This window comes from Salmonella sp. JXY0409-18 (genome assembly GCF_020268625.1).
In the GTDB taxonomy this organism is placed as follows: Bacteria; Pseudomonadota; Gammaproteobacteria; order Enterobacterales; family Enterobacteriaceae; genus Salmonella; species Salmonella enterica.
In genome coordinates this window covers 198,615-222,273 of record NZ_CP084217.1, presented here as the reverse complement: position 1 = coordinate 222,273, position 23,659 = coordinate 198,615, and the positions used below count along the sequence as shown (strand labels likewise).

Below are 23,659 nucleotides of genomic sequence, written 5' to 3'. Positions count from 1 at the left end.
TTGAGTGGTTGTGGATATCATTTCGCAAACCAGGTAGATGCGTACGATCTAATGCCTCGTCCTGTTACAAATAAAAGGTTTCAGATAGTCCCTCCGGACGAAAGTATTCAGTCCAGAATGTTTTCAGGCCGTTTTGCTGATGGATTAGCAAAAAAAGGAGTCATTATTTCCACTCACCAGCCAGATTATGTGCTCAGGTTCCGAATGAGCAGCTCACAGGAGAACATGCAGTATAGCGAGCAGCTTCTTACTGGGGTGACAGGCTACGTTGTAGATAAAAAGACAACGAGAACTGACAAGCATGGCGAATCGCATACTGACTATGACTACAGGCCGGTCGATGGGGTAATAGGCACTGAGACGATGTCGCAGATGCACTATATGCGACAGCTGGATGTCGAGGTATACCCGTCAGCGAAAGGAGCAAAGCAGGTTCTGAAAGTGAGTATGCAAAGCAATGCACCTGTGCCGTCAGACAGCATTGCTTATTCAGCAATGATCGACGCCTTTACTGATAAATTTGATGCGCCGCTGCGTTCCGGAAATTATGTTGCAGTGATCCCCTGGAACTGAAAGCAGACGGCGGGAAGAGAATGTTCAAAAGTGACTTTTGGACACGCACATAAACGTGGCTATCGCCCTCCCCCATTAAAATCATAAAGTCGGTAAAGATCGCCCATCGTGATGGAATTGGGCTTATTAATGATTAGATACTGTAACTGTTCTTTATGTTGAGTACTGGCGGCTGCATTCATAAGCACTTCCAGGTAGAACTTGTAGCCTATGCTTCGCTCTGAATACATATACTGGAACTGCATCAGTAAAATGCCTGACATAACATACAACAGCAGCAGACTGAGTAACACAGTGCTATCAGGCTGTTCCAGTGCCATACTGACATACCCTGAACCCAGAATGCACAGAAGCCAACCCGTCATTAGAGCAGGCACCCTACGACTCAGACGTTCATAACAACGTTTTATTACGGGATCCCGGAGATACTTTTTGTCAGGTATCCCCGTTGCCCTGATGACGAAGTTACTGAGTATCGACATCTTTTTTCCTTCTGGACGCTCTCAGTCAATAAATCAGGCCAGGCGCTCATTGAAAGCTACCACGAGCTGCGAATCGGGATTTTTTACCAGTTCGGGCCGGATAACTTTTAGTTGCCTCGTTGGGGCGAGCTCATCTGTAGGCCTGATGGTGGTATTACCCGGCCCCTTGCGGGTACTGTCGGTGTTTACCTTGAGCTTTTTATTTCCCAGGTAGCTTTCCATCTTTTTAGAGATGGTGTCACCTGTGGTCGCAACACCAGAGAGTTCCTTTAGTTGTTCACCTTGATCCATTTGTACCGATGACATCAGAAATACGATTCCTGGATCGTTTTCCGTTCCACAGGCTCCGTACTGACATTGTGCAGCGAAAACGGGCTGTACACCTACAGCAACCAGCATTAACGTACTCAGTAAAGTAGATTTCATACACACCTCTTACAGTCGGAAAAGTTACTTTTGCGCAGCGCCCATTTGGGTCACCAGGTTTTCCGGGCTCAGCCACCCCGTAAATAACTGCGGTTTGCCGCTTAGTGTCACCATGGTAGGAGTACCTTGCAGCGGGATTGTTGAGGCCACCTGGAAATGCGATTTGATAATGTTTAAGCAAGCCTCATCAGGACGTCCTTCCGGGATAGTTGAAACCGGATTCATCGCTGCATCCAGAGCTTCGTTTGGCTTTGCTGAACACCAGATTTTGGCCATGTTCCCGGCTACTACCGAGTTCAGTCCTGCACGTGGGAATGCAAGAAACTTAATCGAAATACCGGCATCAAGATAAGACTTCAGATCATGATGCAGTTTTTGGCAGTATCCACAGGTTATATCGGTAAAGATAGCAAGCCGGTATTTTTCGTTTGGTGATTTGTAGTCGATGGATTTTGTTTTGGATGCGAATTCCCGGACGCCCATTAAAATGGCCTGCTCAGTGGTGTTTACCACATCTTTACCTTTCACGTGGAATAAGCTTCCGGTAAAAATGTAATCTCCGTCTTTGCTCACGTAACTTACCCCCTCCCTGGAAATCACCGTAAAAATATCTTTTACTGGCGAGGGTTCGACGTGCTCGATTGAAAGCCCAATGGCTTTGAGCTTATCCCGGGCTGCATCTGGCAGTACCATTGTATTAACCGGCTCGGCATTCATCGTGAAGGCGGTACTTAATGAAAGAAGTAATACCGATGCCTTAATAATTTTTTTCATTTATGCTCCTTGAATCGAGCACTAATATTATCACGCCCAAAAATTCCAGAATTTTGCTTAAACGCTTAAATCAACGGGTAAAGCCGAAAGAAAGTCGATAGATATATGGGAGAATAGATAAAACGTAGATTCAGTGGAGAAATCGTTGTGTTTACACCACCAGCAGATGATGTGAAACCTATTCCCGTTCCTGATGAGATTTACACTCAGTGCATTACGGATGCCGCCCGCTTCTTCGGAATTGATGCCGAACTGGTTTTTACGTTGTTTGACAATGAAGGCGGTAAGGTTGGTACTTTCAGCAGGAATACTAACGGCACTTATGATATTGGCCCGATGCAGATCAACTCATCCAATCTGCCTGAAATAAAAAAGCATTTCCCGACTGTAACGTGGCGGGTTCTGGCTTACGATGCTTGCGCTAGTTTCTGGGTTGGAACATGGTGGCTCTACAGAAAAATTGTTGATCGCAAGGGCAATGTGTTTGAAGGGATTGCAGATTACAACAGCAAAACCCCAAAGGTACGTGCAAAGTACATATTTAACTTCATGGTAAAGTACAATCGCCGGATCCAGCAGCGTAACGGGATGGGTGAGCTTTATCAATGGACCCAACAACCTCCTCGATACAATGGCCATATAGCTAAAAATGTCCCGGAGCAAAACCCGACTCCTGTTGTTAAATAAATTCAACCTGATATTACAGAAGATCATCGAGTAGCTTGGGTACCCCCCCGCAAAAAATTCGCATAGACTCAGGGGTAATAAATTGTCTTTTTCTGCAAGAAATATATTTAAGATTCTCTCTTCTTTCTTGATGCAGAAAAGCCCTCTTCATGAAGAAGTATGTGTTCCTGAAGAAACAACAGCTGGTTTATGGGGCCCTCTCCCTGATTCGCATGTCGTGCTTTTCTTAGATTTCGATGGGGTTTGTCACAGGTGCAAAAATGAAACCTTTGAGCGAATGCCATTGGTGGAAAAATTACTGGATAAATGCCCTTCCATGGTGATTGTCATCTCCAGTTCGTGGCGTGAATGTGCCAGTATAACTTACCTGAAATCTCTTTTCCGGCTACCTTATAGAGACAAAGTCATAGGTGCTACCGATTCGGTATATTTAAAACCTAATCAGTCAGGTGTGCGGGCTGCTGAGTGTGAGGACTTTGTATTTTCACATCGAGTTAAAGCATTTATCTGCCTTGATGACGACGAATCATTATTCCCGGTCGGTTATCCACATTTGCAAAAAACCAATTATTACACCGGCCTCACCGAATCTGATCTTGCAGCTCTTAACACCAGGTATCATCTGCTTATGAAACGTTGGGCTTCCTGAATTAAAGTAACTTTTACGGAGAGCATGCCCGCATTATCAGTTCTATGCTTCTCCATTTCTGCCCCGGGTCAAAGCATTGCACAGTTGGAAGAAAACATGCCGGTCTCTTAAGCTTGCTGCTCAGTTTGGTTCCGGTGCTGAAAAACCTGCCAACGGTGCTTTAGGAATTCAGTATTGATGGGTTTACGCAGCGGCTTAATAAACTCTCCTTGATATGCCGCTAAATCATGATCTACCGCCAAAGCTTCAGCGAGAATGTTAACCTCCAACGTCACCGGATGAATGGCAATCATGTTTGCGTCGAAAAGATCGTGTATATCATGGCGTAAGAGCAACCCATTTGTATAATGGTCTACTCCTCCGTTACGATGCTCCATCAGATGAGCAGCCTCAGTGCGCTGGCGCAGTCTAGAGCCTGTAATCACACATTGGTCATAACAGTTGTTGCGGACGGCTTCTGCAAATGAGGCCTGATCTGGTCGTGTCTCGACAGTTGTCTTACTACCCTTACGCTTACCCGGTACAGTAGTTTCATCAGGAATATTCGGCTGAAGCTCCTTTTCTTCTATACCATCAGTCTTCATAGCGACCATAATCGCGGCCGGTGGAGATTTAGGCTGATCTTCCTGCGATCTTTCGCGGCCACCAACTGGATACCCTAGAAAACCCTCAATGATCTCTAGTGGAGGTAATGTAGCGTTTGAACGTGCATAAATAGCGAACTCTGCGGCACGTCCGCCGGGAATATATCTACGTACCAGTATTGGAAGAGAGGCTTCTTCATCTGGTTCCTCTTTTTCCGACAGGATTATTCGTTCGGTGAGACGGGCTGAATTTTTTTTCATTTCACTCAACAGTCTATTGCGTTCTTTTACCTTTCGGTCATTATCCTCCAACATCTTACGATGACTAACCTTAGCCAGATGGTCTTCCAGTTCCTGTATATATTCGGGATCGATAGTATCAATTAGACCGAACGCCATCAACCGCTCCCCCCTTGTTTTACAAGATTCTAGCCGAACGCGAATGTACTCCTTACGCTTGGCCATCAAATGTTCTTTTTGTTTTTTTTCTCGAATTACACGGAGCTGAGTATTGTAATTAGAATAAACGGTTTCGCTATTCTGCTCTGTCTCTAGAGCAAATTTTTGTAGGTGTTCACGTAGTTTTTTACGGGTATTTTTGGGGGCATGCATTACGGTACGCTCAATGTATGAGCCTGTGCAGCGTAAAGAAAGTACAGTTTCAGCATGGGAATAACCAGCATTGAGACGATAGCGGGCAATTTTAAGCAAATTATTAAAGTGTGCACCATTACATATACCTAGTTCTTCCAAGACACGACGTTCTCTATCATTAATAGATGGATGGTTAATATCTTTTACTTTGTTTGCCATGTCCTGTGTCTCAGTGCCTATTCAGCCGGAACATCTACTACATAAAGAACGAGATTGTACAGAAATCAGCTAAGTTTATGAATAAAAAAGGCCGCAAATTTATACTTTGCGGCCTTCACTGTTTAACACCATATTTTAGTAAATACGTTTAATTTTCATTAGGTTATATTTGAAACTCACCTACCTTTTATTTTCATTAAGCCACTGATCCGCTTTATCGACACGTGACTGGTAAGGCTCATTTGTGTTGCTCAGCTCTGACTTCATGTACTGAATGAATTCATCTGCTTTCTGAGGCCCAAAGCGTGGGTCATCCGTCAATTGCTGCCGGATAGCCCTTTCAGAGTTCTGCGCTGCATTCGCATAAGTCGAAACGCCGTCGCTGCTAATACTCTGATACCGGTCACTTACAGCTGCGACGCCATCAGACATCTGCATGTGATTAAGGACTTTACCCTGGAGAGAATCAGGCATATTTGCAGGGTTAGAGGCATCATTTGCTATCGATGTCTGGGTTTGAAGGATGCCCGCTCCCGTAAGCATCTCATTTACCGGTTTCGCCCCAACGCTGGTTAGCGTATCCGAAACAAATTGCTGGCCCCCGAGTAGCGCACCAGAAATCGCGCCCCGCTCAGTGTTGGCCTCTATCTTTTCCCCAACCAAGCGATCTGTGACGGTCTGAGTGCGGTTACCAACGAGACCACCGCCCGACCCACCCTCTCCTAGGTTTGCCCGTACGACTGACTCAAGTGAACCATCAGCTCTGTTATGAGTGTTGAAACTGCTATGGATGCTCTGAACGTCATTCATACTCCAGTTAACGTTATAGTTACCCAGTTCATTAAGGATCTTCTGGGTATCCGCTTTGAGCTGCTCTCTTTCGGCACCGGTAGCCATGGTGCTGGCACCATAGGTAAAGACAGCTTGCTGTGCCAATTCAGCTCGCTTATCGTCCCGGCTTAAGTTCGGGTTGTTGGCAACACGACTAAAGTAGTTATCAGTGTTATTAGATAAGCCACGAACTTGACCGCTCTGATACATACTGTTCAAAGCAGTGGCTCGTTGATCCATTCCATCACCAACCACCCGACCTCCGGTAGCCTTTTCCAGATCGTTAAATGTGCCTTCTGCATTTCTGACATCCTGACCTGAATTGACGACTTTCTCTACACCCTGATTATTCAGTACAGGGCCATTCGTTTTGAGAGAATTGAGCACATTCCTTTCTTCATCAGAATAAGTGCGGCCCACGTTGTTGTTATGTATTCCCTGAATATCGCCTTTGCCCGCGTTATCAAGGTTATACGGAGTAAAGCCAGCTTCACTTTTTCCAGGGACACGCTGAGTCGCGTCCTGAGCGTTGGAGGAAAGACCGAGTTTAGCCTGCGAATCAACACTTCCACCCAGTTCCCCTACGCGTGACGCACTCATCACGCCAGACGTATTTACGCTGTCAGGAGTTCTATCCTGTGCCTGAGTGATAGTATTAATTCCTGACCCTTCGCCTGAAATTCTGTCGAGCTGATTGGTGATAGGTAGCAGCTGCTGTGCATTACCACCGAAGTCGGAAACCAGACTTTTAAGCAGGCTGGAGGTTTCACGGAGATCCTGTTTATTACTTTCGGCCGTCTCTCCCCGGGCGGTATCAATCGCAATTTTTTGCTCACTGAAATCTCGTGTTGCAGCCACAAGCGCGTCAGTACGTTGAAGCTGCGAACCAAGCTGATTACTGGCCTTGAAGGTATCGTTATAGGAGTTGAATTTCTCCATAAACGCATTCTCATCCAGCCCATTCTTACGAGCAAAATTCCTTACATCATCATCACTGAAGTTTTTGTTGCGAATAGAATCGGAGAACCTGTCCAGGTTAATGCTTTGTTTAGAATCAAGGCTCATTCCACTATTGGAGCTGGCGTTAGTCGATACCGATGTAGAAATGTTTTGCGCCATCGTCTGTGTCGCCTGGTTCATTTTCGACGATGCTTCTTTAAACGCATTAGTATTGGATATCTGATCGCTGCTTACCTGAGACGCCGCTTTACTGAACTGGTCAGTCAAAGCAGAATCCTGGCTAAGCTGATTCGTGATTGCTTTTGAAAGGTCATTTGAAAGCGAGTCACTGCCTGTATTGGTCTTAGATGCGCCGCTACTCAATTGCCCTGCTACAGCTGCTTTCAGCCCGGCTCCGTTGCCAGTTCCAGCACCTCCATTAAGCCCAGCGTTTAGAATAACATTTGAAGCAATGCTGGCCATCTGAGACGCACTCACCCCATGTTTCGTTGCAATACCTTCTGCTACAGAGGCACCAATCTTATCCGAGATCTGCTTCATTGTTTGCAGGTTGGTTGAGAACTGCTGGCTCGACTGTCCTGACCTTCCAATTTCACTCATCTGACTGTAACCAGCCTGGAATGAATTACTTGCCGCACTCATAACTGATGAGGTTACAGCTGATCCTTGCCCCTGGCTGTTAGCGATACTTGAACCAGCATTCCACATTCCAAGACGGAAATTACTTGAATCAACTGCGCCGCCATCGCTGTATCCCTGACCGGTACTGGTCAAGGCGGTTCGTGTCACGTCACCAAATGAAGATTTACCGCTGTTAGGGCCATCCCATACTTTGGGCGTTACATGACCAGTATCCACCGGCGCATCGGGGGTCACTCCCTTAACCGCATTCATCATCGGGTGAATCGACTGTGTCATCAGGAATAATGTGAGTACCGGAATCAGAGCATAAAGCGCGGAAGCAACAGACAGGTATGAACTGTATGTTTCCGCAAGCCCTGGGAGCCCCATCCACGTGACGGCATTATTCTGGCTGTTGAGGGTGCTCCAGGTATCCAGATCGGCCGTCGCGACTTTCTTCACATACGCGTTGACCATTACTGCCGTAAGCGGCCACATATTCACGAAGAGAATAAGTTGCAAATATTTCGCCGCAGCGGCAACACCATTACCACCTAACGCCAGCAGCATAAGCAAAGCAAATGGAGCAACCATGTAAGCAAACATCTCAAGGAATGCGATTGCTGCTCCAGACAGTTGTAACCACAACTGGCCCTGTGAAGCCATTGTGTTGGTTCGCTTCAGAGAAGCCTCAAACAACTGCATATCGGAAGCCAGACCGAGTGGGGTCTTATATTTGCTTGCGCCATTTCTGAGCTCATTCATTATGAACAGGTTCAGGGTGGCGTCATACGAACCAATAGCCTTACCGTACATACCATTTGCTGACGCCATAACATCAGTAAAACTTGCGCCGGTAGGTGCACCATTTGCTTCGTCTGGAGTAAGGATGCCGTTTGTCTGTCCTATAAGGGAAATAGTCTGGCGAGCTTCAGCTGTACTGGTAACCTGTTTCACAGTTGACCAGACCTCATCACACGTACCAGATTTTGAACCGTTAGCGCCAACAATACTGGCAGAGGCATTCTTCAGTGCGCCTTTCATCGCCTGATTAATCCGGTCCATGCTATCTGCCAGATTAGCTGAGAAAATATCGTTAAAAATAGTTTCTTTACCGGCAATATTTGCGCTTGAGTTTTGGGTAGCCTTCAGGCAGTTGTATGCAAGAGACTGAACGGTAGCACATACGTTCATTGGCCCTAGCCCGCTGGCCGGTTCAGGAAATGCAGAACAGTAGCCCTGGCTATCGCCGCCCCATTGCAAAAACTTCACGAATCGGATCATCGGACCGAGGGTGATGTCATCGTCCAGAGTTGTTGCAGACAGGTCCACCGGAGAAAGCGGATCAAACGCAGTTTTATAATCCTTCAGCAAACCCTGGCTTAAGTTAGTGGTGACGGTGGCCATCGCAGCAATAAAAATTGGAATTCCGTCGACGTTTCTGACCTCTCCCGACTTTACAGATTCAATAGTTACATCCACTCGAACCATTGCCATCATGAAAAGGATCAACCCCAAAAACCAGGAGAAAAACGGTAATTCATTTTTGGTCGGAGCCTGAAGCCATAGCCACGTTTTATAGAATAGGCTCACACCTGCTACAACGGCGGCCGTGGTCAGGAACTCTTTTACACCAGTATATTGAGAAAAGATTAGGGCAATACCGGTAAAAGCCGACCAGACAAAATCAATATCACCCAGGGTATATATGTTGTAATCCATGTCAGACCTCAGTTACGTGTGCCACGAATACTTTCAGTGAAAGCCTTCCGTTGCAGGCGACGGTTATCCCAGGTTGAAATGACGTCCGAGCTGGTACCGACCTGGCTGTGCGATAGCTCATAGGCGGCTTTAACCTGTTTTGAGAGATTGTCTGTTAATCGGTTGAGATCATCCCTTTTACCCGACAGCGACTCACTCGGTATGCTCATGGTTGAAATTTTGGCCTCAACCTGGCGCAACATGTTGATTACGAGGCTCGTCGCAGCAATAGTGCTTATGTCCTGAATGTATGCGTACCCTTCCGGTGCTTCGAATGTTTGCAAAGAGTCGATAATGGTCGGGATGCCGATATAGGAGATAATGCGTAATTCATCATCTGAAACACGAACGTCGTTGATGATTTTTTTCTGTACGTTTAAAAGAAGATCAGAAATGGTATCCTTCAATCCCTTAAAACCACCGTCATTAACTTCTGACATGACAAGGCACTGAGCCTTTCGTGGGGATGATGGATCTGGTGCCGGAGAACACTTGAGCATTTTAATTGATCCGCCAGCTGGTGGCCCCATGATGTAATCCGTGACAGTCATGGTAGACGGGCGGACTTCCATTCCCGCTTTTTCGCCTTTGCTATCCCAGTTGATAATGACAGTACCCACGAGAGACATAAGTTGTTCTGCCAATTTATAACCGGATAACTCCGTTACCCCTCCGATGTTCATTGTTCCCTTATCAATATCCATGAACGACATATAGAAGAGGTTACCACTGAATTTTTCAGCGAACTCTTCGGGATCCTTTGCTTTAACCTGAGAAGTGACAGCTTCAGGTGACTTTGTCATCGATGAGCCAAAATCAGGAATGAGACCATTAATCGATCCCAGAATTGAGGCTGGTCCAGAGCTAACTGAGTTAGCGAACTGGCTTGGCGTACCCACGTTTTCAGAAAGGAAAGAGTAAGTTGCATTGCATGAATCTTTCGCAAATTTATTTAGCGCTTGCAGTTTGTTTTGGATGTCATTAATCGTTGCAGCACAGTCAGCACAAATAGCTGAAACAGCAACGTTAAAAGCATAGATAGCCGCACCCTGGGCAATACCACGGGCCACCTGCACAAGCTGGTCCCCGTTGATCATGCTGAAGGACCCAAGAAAAACGTCAATACCATTACAACCGACAGAAGCTTTTGGAAACGACATGGAAACAAGGTTGGTATTAACGTTTGTTGTTCGGTAAGACATTGACCCGCCAACTATGCCTGTACGGGTTGCTGTGGAAAAGGTGGCCGGGCTGGTAGACGTCATCATGCCATTGAAAATGTTACGCATTGCGTTGTCTGCATTTGCAGTCGGGGCTAAAATTGCAGCACAAACAGAAAGAGACAAAAGTAACTTTTTGAAGTTGAAAACGGCATTACTGCGCATAAGTGCCTCCAAAACTGCCGCCAGCATTGAGATAATTGACCGGATCGGCCGTAGGCATGTCATAGCCTTCGAGTTTTTGGTCCATTATTTTTTGAAGTAAGAATGGGTCTGATTCCATTTCGGATTTATTAACGGTAATAACGCCATCATCACCGATGGTATATTGCCTTTTAATATCTAGAGTTGACTGAAACGAAGCGTCATCGATCAGATTCATGCCCTTCGCGGCAAGTATAATAGTGTTCTTTAATTCATCAGCGGAGATCATGCCTTCACTAATGCGCTGAGCTGATGTCCCATCCTTTGAAACCAGGAAAATTGTAGGTACCTCTCGAATTTTAAATTGATCAATAATTTGTGCATTGGGGATGTTAAAATCCTGAAAAAGGCCATTATGCAATGGCCTTCCATCCATACTGATTGGAAGAATATCTACCGAATAATAGTTCTGCATAAATTGAAGTATTTGGCTCTCTTCGTGGCAAAACTGGCAAGTACTCTGGAAAAAGAAAAATAAACCTGACTTAGTAAAGATATCTTTCATTACCGTTTGCTGATTTTTTTCAACAACAGTGCGGTGAGCATCCAGTGCCACCTTTTCCACTGGTTGCCTGCGTTTTTCAGACATCATCGGGTTTTTAAGAAAATAATCTTTTGATTTGTCAGAAAAACGCGTACTGATATCCAGCATTAACCTTTGCGCCGTGTAATAACGTGATAGATTTTCTGCGGTAGGGTTATCCATTGCCTGCGTTAACAGTCGAGGAATATTCTCTTTTAGCCATTTTGAATTTAAATCTACCTTTTCCTCTTTTGAAGGCGAGCTAGCAGCACCGGTTGGTGGCAAAACCTTTTCTTCTTCAGCTTCGCTTTTTTTAGCAGGATCGTCATACCAGAAGAAACCCTTCTTATAAGCCTGGCCTGATACAAAGGGCGTATCTTTTATTAGGGGTTGCTCAGGGCTGGCGTGGGCACCAGTAATTACCAAAGACATAAGCAAAACCATCTTTGAAGGCGCTAATGCAATACGAGTCATAGACCGTTCTCCTTTTCTGATGCGGTTATGATGGCATACAAAAAAAAGGTTAGAGCTCGTATAGCATGGTCGTTTTTATGTTGAAAAGGACGGAAAAGGAGTGCTGACTAAGAAGATAGTCTCGGTGATGGAAAGATCATCCATCTTGCACATTGTGAAAAATCCGGTGTAACAAAAACATGGTTTTATCGAATATCTAAAAGCAAATATTGCTTTGAAAACAGGTGTATTAAGAGCTGAAAAAAATCATCACCAGTAACGCTGTTTCTATATTTCAAAGAAGGAATAGCTAAGGATCAAAGAAGCGAACTTAGGCAAGAATATAAAATATATTAATTGAAAGCGATTAAGAAGTCGTCATGCATAGAAGGTTTTAGAGAACCTAAGTAGTTTTACGTTTTCAACAGAAAAAAAGGTGAACATTTTTTGGAACGAAGAAAGACTGTATAAAGAAAAATCAAATTATATCTTTACTTGTCAAGAGTTAATATTTAAGTTGTAACTAATATTTGATTGTAAAGCAAACAACAGAATTTGACTTAAGTCAATATTTAGATTCAGACAAGGCAAGTTTCGCGATATCTTTTTTAAATTTAATCTAATTCTTCTTGAGAATACCTCTCTATGGCTGAAGCAGTTGAAGATAATCTGCAACGTGGACAATAAGCATCATTTGTCACTGGCACAATGTATGGGCGTTTACATTTTTCGCAGGCACCTAGTTCTTCAATTTCTTTCATAGAAGTAAGGATTTCTATTATTTTATTAACTTCCGGTGCGCATACAAAGTATCCCAGATTATGAAGGACACTCATTATTCGGTTGAAGTCAATTTGCCGAAAACTCGCTTCCGGATTTATTGGATCAAAACCAAAATAGTTAACTGCGACATCAATAACAGCAGAAAAAGCTCGGCGGTTATCTGTGCGTTTGCTCCAGCCCCGGATACCTTTTTTGAGTTTTGTTTTTGCACCAGGCTCAAAATCGATATTTTCAGCAACATGATTACCGTACAAAATTCGTATTGTATTTTTATTTGCCCCAAGCGACATAGTCCTTGCTGCTCGCAATAGAGCATTAGCTTTTGTTTGATCGACCTTTGCCATATTAATAATCCTTTAACATAACTTTATTTGTTAAAGTGTTGAACACATCCTGACGGTGACTGGTGAACATAGTGTCATAACGTAATAGTTCCATCAAATCATCACTAACTTTTCCTAACCGGATGTCAGCAGACAATTCATAAGCCCAGGCAAAAACTTTCGTTTTAAGTGAAACACTCTCTTCAATATGCCCTTGTGAGAAAGCAATTGTACGTGGGAAAAGAACGACATCGTTAATTGTTTTTAACGATGAATAACCAATGTCTTTAATAGCATCAGCTGTAGTTGGTTTTAAACCAAAGAAAACACTTACAAACTCTGGTGCGAGCATTGAGATAAAGAACACCTGCATAAAGTAGTCATTCTGTATATCAACACATTTAGAACGCAACTCATGAATCTTCTTGGGATTATAGATATCCACTGTACCATTCAGAAAAGTCACTTTTTCACCGGCATCGTAAATACCATAGTCAATATCATTTGTATCATATTCACGAATTACATTGGAATCACCGTCCAAGACCGCAGAAAAAAACCTCTCCCATGTAATTTCCTTTCCGAGTGTACGCGGAACCAAAAAACTACCTGGACGTGTTTCCACTTCAAAAGCTAAATCAGCGGCTGTACTAAATCCTTTCCCAAATAGGCGACGCTGGAGAAGAGGAGTCCCAGTTTGATATGCAGAAGATCCATGCACAGGCAATAACATTAAAAATGCACGGTAACTACGAATAAGCGAAATCTCAGTGCGGAAAAGTTTACCGAGTAAGCTACGAGTTAAATTATCAGATTCTGACATGTGCTGATTGTCCTTGCGCCATTACAATTGTTCAAATCTTCAACATGGATTTTTTGTTAGGTGTTCGGTAGGGTGAAAAGTAACTTTTAGTATTTTCTTAAGGCTTGAATAAGCCTTAAATCTATCCCTTCAACCACACCGCTTACTTGTAACACTTTTTAACCAAACTGACCAGAATTTTATCAAAATTTCTTCGCATGCTAACGAAATGTGAAGCGATTAAAAAAAAACCTAAATCCAGCCCCTCCCAACGTTGGATTAGAATAACGACGTCTTTCACTGACCGTCATAAACTGACATTTTTACTTTTCATCAACCTCATGCTTACATAGGATCACTAAACAAAGAAAAGTGACCCTATGAATACCTCACATAGGGTCACTTATGTTTGAAAAGTGACCCTATGTAATGTCGTCATAGGGTCACTTTTTATAAAAGTGTCACTATGGACAAAGTTCCATAGGGTCATTTTTTTTGGAAAAGTGGCACTAGATATATGTATAACTTTAATAGAGCAATGCACATTATCAAAAGCAATAATCCACAATGGTCATTCCCTCAAAAGTAACTTTAGAGGGTAGCGATGGAAGTGAGGCTAAACTCGCTGTTACTGTTTCTGAAGGCCCCTCCCGAATGGGGGAAACAGCGAGTGCATTACATCTGTTCAATTCCCTCATCAAAGAGCATTCAAAAATCTTCTGTTCGTGAAAAAAAACGGAAATTTCCTCCGGTATAGTAATTTCACATCAGGAGGCGTCATGAGTAATTCGAATCTTATAAGTTCTATAGAGCTAACACGTAAAAATTTACGTGCTCAGATTGAAGGTTTGCGTGTTGAGGCTGAAGATCTCATTACAAAATACTGGATCAAGTGGAAGGAACGAAACCACCAAGAGATTAACCTTACCCGACATAGCAAAGTTCCAAAGAGGGAGTATCTGGGTTCTTACGCACCAAAAGTTGAGCTAATTGGTAATGCCAGAAAAGTAACGATCACTTGGCATCAGTTCAGCCCTTATAAAACAAGAGCGCCTAGTCACATGTCAAAACGGGTGCAACCAATGAAAAGTGGAAAATATTCTAAGAACTGTTTTGTAAACCATGCCAGCTGGGAATACGAAATGATTTCTGAAACGGAAGCATTGCTGGAGCCTTACAGAGAAATGCTTGAGCTCTATCATTCAGCATATATCGAACTTGGACGAAAAATCCGTCAATACTCAAAAACTAAGGTGGCACAATGACCGACGCAATTATCACGGACAATGAGCGTATTAACATTGAACCAAAAGATGTAATGGTAAAAGGTTCAAATAAAAAGCAAGGCGTAAACGCTCAAACTTCTACTCAACGTAGACCAGAGCACCAGGGTATGGCCAAAGTTATTATTAACCCCGGCACCCCAGATTTTAACCGGTTTTTAACTGCCAGAAATGGAGCAGTCATCAGAGGTTTTGATGATGTGAGTATCGCTATTTCCTCTCTCTTTAAAACGGTTGATGCAGTTAAACATCCTGACCTTGTTCAGGCTATTCAGGATTGGTTCAACGAGCTGCATGAAGAAAACAATAAGATGAAAGAAAATCTTGTTGCTTATATTAAGTCAATTGAGTTCGACAAGAATGACTCATTCATGTCATCAACTCAGTTTGTACCTTTCAGTTTTGAACCAGTACAACTCAACTTCAATAACCACAACACCATGAGGTTTTACAAGTACATCTTCGAGATGAACCAGCTCATGAACACAATGTATGAGTACAACTCATTGGGTTTACTGGCTGTAAGCGACTATCCGGTTATGTCTCACAACATTATAAAGAGTATTAATTTATATGTTGAGAATGTGAAAAAGACTCTGAATGTTTCTCGCCGTAAGGATGGGCCATACAGTCCAGCAGAGTTCATCACCAAAGTAATGCAATATAAAAGTGTGCAGGCATACATTGCAGCCGAACTGTCAGGCAAACGTCGATAAGGTATGATGATGAATTTCAGGGCGCTGTATTTATGTATTAAACGGATTTTGGGGATATTCTCATCTCAGGAGAATGATGCAACCTCTGTAATGATTGAGGATATATCAAGCCTCTCTCCTTTTGCGCAGATTCTAGGAGATCAGAAGTACACTGTTCCTGATCATCCAAATCCAGAAGTCCTGAAATTCATCGAGTATCCAACTCGTCCGACGGGCATACAGACATTTAATGAACAGTCAATCCTGTCTCTGTATCGGGAAAAGCTGCACTCAATTTCAATGATGTTAGCTATCAGCGATAGCGACATCAGGGACGATGCATATACATTTACTAATTTAGTATTAAAGCCCTTGGTTGAATATGTTCGCTGGATACATCTTTTGCCAGCTTCCGAAAATCATCATCATAATGGTATTGGTGGGTTACTTTCTCACAGCCTGGAAGTGGCCATACTCTCTTTAAAAAATGCGCATCACTCAGAACTGAGACCAATCGGATATCAAGATGAAGAAGTAGTCCGTAGAAAAGTATATCTCTATGCTGCGTTTATCTGTGGTTTAGTCCATGATGCCGGAAAGGTTTACGATCTCGATATTGTAAGCCTGAATTTAGCTAGTCCGATCATTTGGACGCCAAGCTCACAAAGTCTTCTTGACTGGGCACGTGAAAATGACGTGGTTGAATACGAAATCCACTGGCGAAAGCGTATTCATAATCAACATAATATCTGGTCCAGCGTTTTCCTTGAGCGAATCCTAAACCCGGTATGTCTTGCATTTTTGGATCGGGTAAATAAAGAACGTGTTTATTCAAAAATGATCACCGCCCTAAACGTTTATACTGATGGGAATGACTTTTTGTCTAAATGCGTGAGGACCGCTGATTTCTATTCTACTGGTACAGACCTTAATGTTTTACGTGACCCTATCATGGGTCTGCGTTCTAATGATGCAGCAGCAAGGGCCATTAGTACCATCAAGCACAACTTTACCAGTATCAATATCAACAATTACAATGCTAAGCCTATGCACATCATTATCGTAAATGGTGAGGTATACCTTAACGAGAACGCATTCCTTGATTTTGTTCTCAATGATTTCGAATTACATAAATATAACTTCCCTCAGGGAGAGGCTGGTAAGACGGTATTGGTAGAATCCCTAGTTCAACGTGGTTACGTCGAGCCCTATGATGATGAGCGTGTCGTTCACTACTTCATTCCGGGTATCTATTCGGAAAACGAAATATCAAACATCTTTAGAAATGGGATAGGGAAACTAGAATTCTATAACCTTCTTAAGCTAAGGTGGATTGGTTTAATCTTTGATTCCTATAAAATCCCTGACTCAGTGCCGGGTCTTTTTAGCGTTAATGCCAATAAAGACTTTATTTACATTGACGAGCAAAAAACAGTTACTGAATACAGAAGACCAGTGCCCGGTCGGGACGCTATAACTAAAATTACTGATACTGTTGAGACGGCTGTTCTTAAGGTTAATGATTTAGGCCGCTCCACTGCCTCTATTGATGTTGATATACATTCTAAGAAAAATGAAGGCTCATCCGACGATTTTGAGAAGAAAGCCGAAAGTGATAATGAAATTGATAATGACACGCAGATAGTTAAATCTGAGGGTGAGGAAGCAGCTGATCCTGTCATTCCTGATATAGAAGAAAGTGAAGATGAATCGGCAAAGGACACGGAATCCCATGTCCTGGTCAACCAACTTCATGAACTCCTTTTAAGCGCTCCACTTTCCAATGACTATATAGTGTGTGTAGATGCTGTCCCCTACCTCAACATAGATGCCACTATGGCATTGCTGCCGGGATTAGATGAAAAAGCATTTAGTGAAGAGCCCTATTTCCAACTGACATTCAGAGAAGGCTCTCTCGATGGAATGTGGATAGTAAGGGACATTGACGATCTGCGTTTAGTCCAGCTCGGCGATAACTGCGCCGGGTTCCAGCTCACCTATCATGAGCCAAGAAGGCCAACAACTTTAAAGTCACTTTTCAATACTTCTATGTATCAGGCATTAGTGATTAATGATGAGTCTTCTGTTGAAAACTCTGCCCCACGTCCAAAGCAAACGCTTGAGCTGCCTCCCCCACGTGTAAATGCAGTCGAAGAACATTCTGGCGACGTGGAATATCATGGAACCGATAGTGCATCCGCGACTGGTCCGCTGAAAACTGAGGCTGTGGAATATGAACATTATCAACATCTTTTTGAGGAAGAAGATGAAGAGCATGAGATCATTGATTATACCGATTTCACACAGCTTAGTGTTTCTCGGCCAGAAGTCGGTAGTTGTGCAACAAGCTCTTCGGTCCATAATGAAAAGCTTCTCCCCGAGCCGTCAGAATTACCAGAACTTAACCGAGAACAGAACGCTGATCCCCAGGGTACGATTGAACGCTCTATGGATGTTTCTGTAGGACAAGAAAACTCAGAACCAGATACTGAGGGTAACTGCCCACCACCAGCTGAAGTTGTGTATTCCCAGACCGAAGCAGCCGCAACCAGTGTGATGGCAAGTGAAGAGCCCGCCTTACCTCCTGTACTTGAAGAATCAAATGGAGAGCATGCGCCCACAGACGCTAAGGGGCATCATCTTTCGCCAGCACTGGCCAGACTGTTCGCCCCAACAGCACCGGTAGAAAAACAAAATCCCAAGCGCAACCGGAATAAATCATCGGACAAAGCAGAAGTACAAAAACCAGCATCACCTGTTTCTGGTCACAATCTGAACAGTAAAGTCTTTGCAACTACTGAATCAGACCAAAATGGTGAATTCTCGCTTATAAGCGAAGGTGACGTTACAGAGCTTGAATTTGTAGAAATTGCGTCAGTACTGCATCAAATTCTGTCCAAAATGGAGGTGGCGTTTAAAAGAAAGCGCAAAAACAGATTTATGGTAAGTACTCCTAATACTCTCTATCTGACCCAATCTTGCGTGGAAAAATTTGGGTCGCAGTTAGAGGCTCAAGATCTTTTCAATAAGCTTCCTCAGTACCTCGTTAATTCTGGTGCTGTGATCAATACAAAATGCCATGCATTTAACATGCCTACTTTGCTGGCCGCATCAGACCGGGCGAAAGTGGACATTGAACGAATTATCAATAACCTGAAAGAGGCTGGGAACCTATAATGTCAGATTCGAAGAGGACTAACCTCCATGCACAAGAGAATTTTTATCGGCCTATTCTTGAGTATCGTAGTGCCTCAATACTTTTGATTTGTTCGGTTTCTATGCTTTATATGGGACTTTCTTCAGACGGACTGGACATCGCCCCAATAGTTCTGTTCACCTCAATATTGCTTTTTTTGCTGTGCCTTTATCGTTGCAAAACAGCAGCGCCATTCTTGATGGCTCATTGGCGTGTATTCAAGCGACATTTCATGTTCGTTAGTCTTGATTCACTGCGTGTAATTAACAAAAGTAACTTTTTCTCCAATGAGCGAAAGTATCGTCAACTGGTTCAGGATTATCAAAATAAAAATAAGGATATACCCGAGCGAAAGTCCTATTTTTGTGATGGGTTTGAGTGGGGCCCGGAACATGCGGATCGGGCATATCAAATAGCTAACCTCTCCAGTGATAAACGTGAGATCGAGTTGCCATTCGTCTTCAACCCAATTAAGAGACATTTTGACGCAATGGCTCGTAAGATGGGCGGCAGCAATGCAATTTTTGCTGTGGAACGTAGGGAACCCATATTTGTAACTGAAGACAATTGGTTTGGTCATACTCTGATAACCGGAAACGTGGGTACCGGGAAAACGGTGCTACAGCGTTTACTAAGCATTAGCATGCTTCATCTTGGTCATGTTGTTGTTGTCATAGATCCAAAGAACGATGCAGAGTGGCGAGAATCTCTAATGGAAGAGGCTAAGACCCTCGGTCTTCCTTTCTATAAATTTCATCCTGGCCAGCCAGCATCTTCGGTCTGTATTGATGTCTGCAACACCTATACTAATGTTTCTGACCTAACATCTCGTCTTTTGAGCTTGGTGACAGTTCCCGGTGAGGTTAACCCATTCGTTCAGTATGCCAAAGCTCTCGTTTCCAATGTGATTTCCGGGCTTTCTTACATAGAGAAAAAGCCTTCTATTTATCTGATTCACAAGAACATGAAAAGCCACATGTCTATTGTGAATCTTACAGTCAAGGTAATGGAGTCATGTTACGCGAGATATTATGGTTACGATGTCTGGACCGAAAAAGTTAAGTACGTCGCTAACGAAACCTTGCCGGTACGTTTCAAGCGTCTCGCTGAATGGTTTACGGCTCATTTCATGAATTACGAGGGGTCCGAACAAATAGACTGGTTAGATACTGTTTCCCAGCTTATTGATTACTCAATGTCCGACCCAGAGCATATGGCTAAAATGACCGCAGGTATTATGCCTGTTTTCGATATGCTCATTGAAAAACCTTTAAATGAGCTTTTATCTCCTAACCCGAACTCAGTATCATCAAGAGAAATTGTAACAAGCGAAGGGATGTTCAGCACTGGCGGGGTGCTATACATTTCGCTTGATGGCCTTTCAAACCCCGATACAGCAGCTGCTATTTCTCAATTAATAATGTCAGATCTGACCTCCTGTGCCGGTAGTCGCTACAACGCTCAGGATGGTGATATGTCAGCTAATTCCAGGATAAGTATTTTTGTTGATGAGGCACACTCAGCCATTAACAACCCTATGATTAACCTTCTGGCGCAGGGTCGTGCAGCGAAAATTGCACTGTTTATTTGCACCCAAACCATCTCCGACTTTATTGCTGCGGCAAGTGTTGAAACTGCCAATCGAATTACGGGGCTCTGCAACAATTATATAAGCTTGCGAGTCAACGATACTCCTACTCAGACGCTTGTTGTAGAGAACTTTGGTAAGAGTGCGATAAGCACAAATATGGTCACTTATACGACCGGTTCAGAAACATCTTTGCCGCATAATAACTTCTCAGGTTCAATCTCAGAAAGAAAGCAGACAACTTTAGAAGAGAGTATTCCAAAGGATCTCTTGGGTCAGGTCCCTATGTTTCACATAGTTGCCAGGCTTCAAGATGGCAGGAAGGTTGTAGGCCAAATCCCTATTGCTGTTGCTGAGAAACAAATGAAGCCAAACACAACTCTGTCGGAAATGCTTTTCAAGAAGGCCGGAAAAGTTACTTTGCGTCAAAATCTCGATATCAAAAATCTTAATAAATTTCTAAGGAAGTTGCATTGATGGATGAAAAAATTGTCCTGACGCGCCAGCAAATTTTAAGCTCTGCACTAAAAGTCAGCAAATGTCGCTCGCTCGTAAAAAGGCGCTTTCAGTCTTTGGGTTTAAAGTACGCAGATTCTCAGGAAGTTCGAGATCGGCTAACTAAGATAGAAAAAAACGCGTTTCATCATTTGGGAAAATTTTGTCAGAGCAACGATATCGATTCCCTATTCTCCATGGCAAATACCCTGTCTGAGCTTTTCCTTTTAAAGGGAGAGTTGATCACGACTGATCCCTTTGGGGACCGTGAAACCAGCTACTGGTCGGTACCACAAGGTTCATGCCATGAATGGATTCAATCGCTGACCACCAGCGAAGGTCCTGAACGTAAATTCGTTAGTTTCCGTATTTCTTTCGATAACAATGACGAACGGTGTGATCTTGTAAAGAAGAATGCCCGTATGCTTGGTTGTTATCTTTTGCCTTATTTCGTCGATTTGACACGCACGGTGGGCGCATTCATTAATTTGCCAGGTAGTGTCTCTTTTAAACAAGTACAGCGCATCAAACCCCAGATTCATCCAGAAACAACACATAGTCATATAGTTACTATTGAGGACTCTCCCTTTCTTTCTCGGTTAAAATTTAAAATCATTACTGCCATAGATCGGCTTCCTGACCCTAATGGCCTTTATACAAACACCTTTAACAGCATTATTGACCGTGCACTGCTGACTCATCTCAAAACCGAACAGGAAAAAATAGATAGTCCAAGAGTCTGCAAAAATGTGATTTCGGCTTTTGCCGACTCAACTCTTTCTCTGCCGGTGTTTAACATCGGCCTAAACGAGCAGTACAGATACTGGACGCCGTGGGGCATCAACTTTATAGAATTTTCCCGCCAGGCCGCAAAAGCAAGGACCGCTGTATTTGTTCCTGATGTGGGACAGATCGAGTGGAAAAGCGCAGAGCATAAAGAACTGGCGGAGTTAAGCCTCATCGACCAAATCATACCTAAACAGTACCACTGGCTCCTGGGTATCCCGACGATGTGGCGTAACAACTATTGCAATCACGATCAGAGGCTAGCTCTTTTTCGTGAATGGAGGGAAAGCAATGGCTGCGGATAATACAAGCAGAGCAGCAGTGCTCAGAACAATGCTTTTTTTTGGCATGGTCATTTATTTTGGTTACAGCCTGGCTTTCCAGAATACTGAGGAGCTCAAATATCAGATTACTCAGGAGGTTAATGCAAGCCGGTCCATCATATCAAATGACCGTTGGAAGTCTGTTATTGCAAATAGTGAAGCGACTTTAAATTGGTTGGTACATGACTATAAGTTAATTGACTATCTGAATACTATTCTGATCCCTGACACCAAAAAACCAGCCAGAGGTATTAACATTGTTGCTGAAAAATTTACCTCTATTAATTACACTATGGCCAAAAACATACCCCTCTTACTTTATCAGTCCATTTTCCGGTGGAACTTAATCCTGGGGTGGCTAATCGTTTTTCTGCCCTATCTATTTGCCATGCTAGCAGATGGAATGTACCAGTGGAAATTGAAGAGGTACGTATTTGGTAAGGTTACAGTTCAGTTTTATCGTATTTGGTTTCGAGCATTTTGGGTGATCAGTGCTTTAACGATGGTCTACCTGGTCATGCCGAATATGTCACTATTTAACAATATCGCTCAACTTTTCCCACCAGTCGCTTTATTGATACTGGGAATTGCATTGAATCGCTTGTGGTCTAACTTTCAAAAACTCATGTAAAGGTGGTCAGATGTTAAGCAGTAAAAAAAGGAAGTCCCCTACAAATATCAAAGAATCGCTCAATGATAACGCTGACCGTTTTTATAAGATGTTTCGCATTCATACCACGGCAAAAGTTGCTATGTCGCTAATTGCCATGACCGCTGTAGGGTTTTCTTTCTACAATCTTTACGAACAATGGCAGGACGCTGAAGGGAAGAAAGACCATATAGCTGTAATACGGATTTCTGGCGAGATGGGTACCGGCTCGGAAACGGGCGATGGAACAGTGATCGCAACAGCTCTTGCCAAAGCTTACAATAATCCCCATGCCAAAGCAGTTATTATCGAGGCAGAGTCAGGTGGTGGTGGTCCCTCTGACGCCATCATTATTTACCGCCAGATAAACGCGCTTAAAAACCACCAGCCACAGATTGAACGCGTATCAGATGCCGGTTGCTCTCTTTCATCTGTAGCCGCTGACAAGAGTAACAAAACCGGGAGCACAGAACGTGGCGATGAAGCACGGTCGAAGCAAAACTCCCTCGAAGTACTCTCCAGCGGTACCGGTCGTTTTTTCTCTGATATCGCAGACTCATATAAACCAATCATCGTTAGTGTGAAAGGCATATGCGCATCCGCATGCTATTACGCGGTATCGCCCGCTGATGCAATTTATGCCGACAGTAATGCCCTGATCGGTTCTATCGGTGTGCGTATGGACCACTGGAATCTGTCAGAGATCATGAGCACAGTAGGCGTCAAGAATGAGCCCCTTACGGCCGGTGAGTTCAAAGATGCTCTTGACCCCTTCCACCCATTGTCCGATTCAACGAGGGAGTTCATGCAGAAGGAGATCCTGAACACGATGCATGAAAAATTTATAACTGATGTTGAACTTGGACGGGGTAAAAAGCTTCTCTCGCGTCATGATGCCGATGCTGTTTCTCTCTATTCAGGCCGTGTATGGCCAACACCTCAGGCAGTTAAGTACGGCCTGGTGGATGGAGATCTTACGTCAGTAGAGATCCGTACACGTCTTTCAAAAATGTACTCCACTGACACGTTCAAAAACTACAATGAGCCTCATCGTAATCTCCGTTCTGCACTCGGCATGCTGATGAGCCTGTCTTCAAATATTGAGAGCCTTACCGGTACCACTACCCGCTTGGTAGAATCTGTTAATGCCACCAGCTACCCCTCTGTGAGGTAAC

General features: G+C 43.6%; 19 protein-coding genes. 10 read left to right on the top strand and 9 right to left on the bottom strand.

The window, feature by feature from the left end; translation table 11 throughout:
* The first annotated feature begins 225 nt into the window (after window positions 1-225).
* Window positions 226-573, top strand: a complete 348-nt coding sequence (locus LDB27_RS23485; RefSeq protein ID WP_001684081.1) for a hypothetical protein — start codon at window positions 226-228, stop codon at window positions 571-573.
* Between the two features lie 59 nt (window positions 574-632).
* On the opposite strand, the gene LDB27_RS23480 is transcribed toward LDB27_RS23485, so the two are convergent.
* From LDB27_RS23480 to LDB27_RS23470, 3 genes are all read right to left on the bottom strand, one after another.
* On the bottom strand, window positions 633-893 hold the full coding sequence (locus LDB27_RS23480; RefSeq protein ID WP_001424629.1) for a hypothetical protein: 261 nt from the start codon (window positions 891-893) through the stop codon (window positions 633-635).
* A 195-nt stretch (window positions 894-1,088) separates the two neighbouring features.
* On the bottom strand, window positions 1,089-1,481 hold the full coding sequence (locus tag LDB27_RS23475; RefSeq protein ID WP_000843244.1) for a hypothetical protein: 393 nt from the start codon (window positions 1,479-1,481) through the stop codon (window positions 1,089-1,091).
* Between the two features lie 24 nt (window positions 1,482-1,505).
* Window positions 1,506-2,255, bottom strand: coding sequence for a thioredoxin fold domain-containing protein (locus tag LDB27_RS23470; RefSeq protein WP_000720274.1), 750 nt, complete (start codon window positions 2,253-2,255; stop codon window positions 1,506-1,508).
* 147 nt (window positions 2,256-2,402) lie between these two features.
* Here LDB27_RS23470 and LDB27_RS23465 point away from each other — a divergent pair, with 147 nt between their 5' ends.
* Window positions 2,403-2,942 (top strand): lytic transglycosylase domain-containing protein, encoded by a 540-nt coding sequence (locus tag LDB27_RS23465; RefSeq protein ID WP_000494967.1) that lies wholly within the window; start codon window positions 2,403-2,405, stop codon window positions 2,940-2,942.
* Between the two features lie 130 nt (window positions 2,943-3,072).
* A complete protein-coding gene (locus tag LDB27_RS23460; RefSeq protein WP_015059500.1) occupies window positions 3,073-3,591 on the top strand; it encodes an HAD domain-containing protein in 519 nt (172 codons plus the stop codon).
* 107 nt (window positions 3,592-3,698) lie between these two features.
* On the opposite strand, the gene LDB27_RS23455 is transcribed toward LDB27_RS23460, so the two are convergent.
* The 6 genes from LDB27_RS23455 to LDB27_RS23430 form a co-directional block, all read right to left on the bottom strand.
* Complete coding sequence (locus LDB27_RS23455; protein WP_001284752.1) at window positions 3,699-4,988, bottom strand: HNH endonuclease signature motif containing protein; 1,290 nt, start codon at window positions 4,986-4,988, stop codon at window positions 3,699-3,701.
* 180 nt (window positions 4,989-5,168) lie between these two features.
* The gene (locus tag LDB27_RS23450) at window positions 5,169-9,122 is read right to left on the bottom strand and encodes a conjugal transfer protein TraG N-terminal domain-containing protein (protein ID WP_000386159.1); all 3,954 of its coding nucleotides are present in this window, start codon (window positions 9,120-9,122) and stop codon (window positions 5,169-5,171) included.
* Between the two features lie 8 nt (window positions 9,123-9,130).
* A complete protein-coding gene (gene trhH / locus LDB27_RS23445; RefSeq protein WP_001257292.1) occupies window positions 9,131-10,546 on the bottom strand; it encodes an IncHI-type conjugal transfer protein TrhH in 1,416 nt (471 codons plus the stop codon).
* Entirely contained in the window at window positions 10,536-11,582 is a 1,047-nt protein-coding gene (locus LDB27_RS23440; protein ID WP_151418714.1) for a thioredoxin family protein, read from the bottom strand. The genes trhH and LDB27_RS23440 overlap by 11 nt, the downstream gene beginning before the upstream one ends.
* A 593-nt stretch (window positions 11,583-12,175) precedes the next feature.
* Window positions 12,176-12,688 carry a hypothetical protein gene (locus LDB27_RS23435; RefSeq protein ID WP_001140953.1) on the bottom strand — a complete coding sequence of 171 codons (513 nt, stop codon included), beginning with the start codon at window positions 12,686-12,688 and terminating at the stop codon, window positions 12,176-12,178.
* 1 nt (window position 12,689) lies between these two features.
* A complete protein-coding gene (locus tag LDB27_RS23430; protein WP_000004209.1) occupies window positions 12,690-13,490 on the bottom strand; it encodes a hypothetical protein in 801 nt (266 codons plus the stop codon).
* Between the two features lie 758 nt (window positions 13,491-14,248).
* On the opposite strand from LDB27_RS23430, the gene mobI reads away from it, so the two are divergent.
* From mobI to LDB27_RS23395, 7 genes are read left to right on the top strand one after another with little or no spacing between them, the layout of a single operon-like run.
* Window positions 14,249-14,734, top strand: a complete 486-nt coding sequence (mobI, locus tag LDB27_RS23425) for a conjugative transfer protein MobI(A/C) (protein WP_000071885.1) — start codon at window positions 14,249-14,251, stop codon at window positions 14,732-14,734.
* Window positions 14,731-15,468, top strand: a complete 738-nt coding sequence (locus LDB27_RS23420; RefSeq protein ID WP_000128631.1) for a hypothetical protein — start codon at window positions 14,731-14,733, stop codon at window positions 15,466-15,468. The genes mobI and LDB27_RS23420 overlap by 4 nt, the downstream gene beginning before the upstream one ends.
* 9 nt (window positions 15,469-15,477) lie before the next feature.
* Window positions 15,478-18,624, top strand: coding sequence for a MobH family relaxase (gene mobH / locus LDB27_RS23415; RefSeq protein WP_001011151.1), 3,147 nt, complete (start codon window positions 15,478-15,480; stop codon window positions 18,622-18,624).
* The gene (traD, locus tag LDB27_RS23410) at window positions 18,624-20,708 is read left to right on the top strand and encodes a conjugative transfer system coupling protein TraD (RefSeq protein ID WP_001284076.1); all 2,085 of its coding nucleotides are present in this window, start codon (window positions 18,624-18,626) and stop codon (window positions 20,706-20,708) included. The genes mobH and traD overlap by 1 nt, the downstream gene beginning before the upstream one ends.
* On the top strand, window positions 20,708-21,817 hold the full coding sequence (locus LDB27_RS23405; RefSeq protein ID WP_000343599.1) for a hypothetical protein: 1,110 nt from the start codon (window positions 20,708-20,710) through the stop codon (window positions 21,815-21,817). Before traD ends, LDB27_RS23405 begins: the two co-directional genes overlap by 1 nt.
* On the top strand, window positions 21,804-22,466 hold the full coding sequence (locus LDB27_RS23400; RefSeq protein WP_000718549.1) for a DUF4400 domain-containing protein: 663 nt from the start codon (window positions 21,804-21,806) through the stop codon (window positions 22,464-22,466). Before LDB27_RS23405 ends, LDB27_RS23400 begins: the two co-directional genes overlap by 14 nt.
* A gap of 10 nt (window positions 22,467-22,476) precedes the next feature.
* On the top strand, window positions 22,477-23,658 hold the full coding sequence (locus LDB27_RS23395; protein WP_000952983.1) for a S49 family peptidase: 1,182 nt from the start codon (window positions 22,477-22,479) through the stop codon (window positions 23,656-23,658).
* Window position 23,659: the final 1 nt, after the last annotated feature.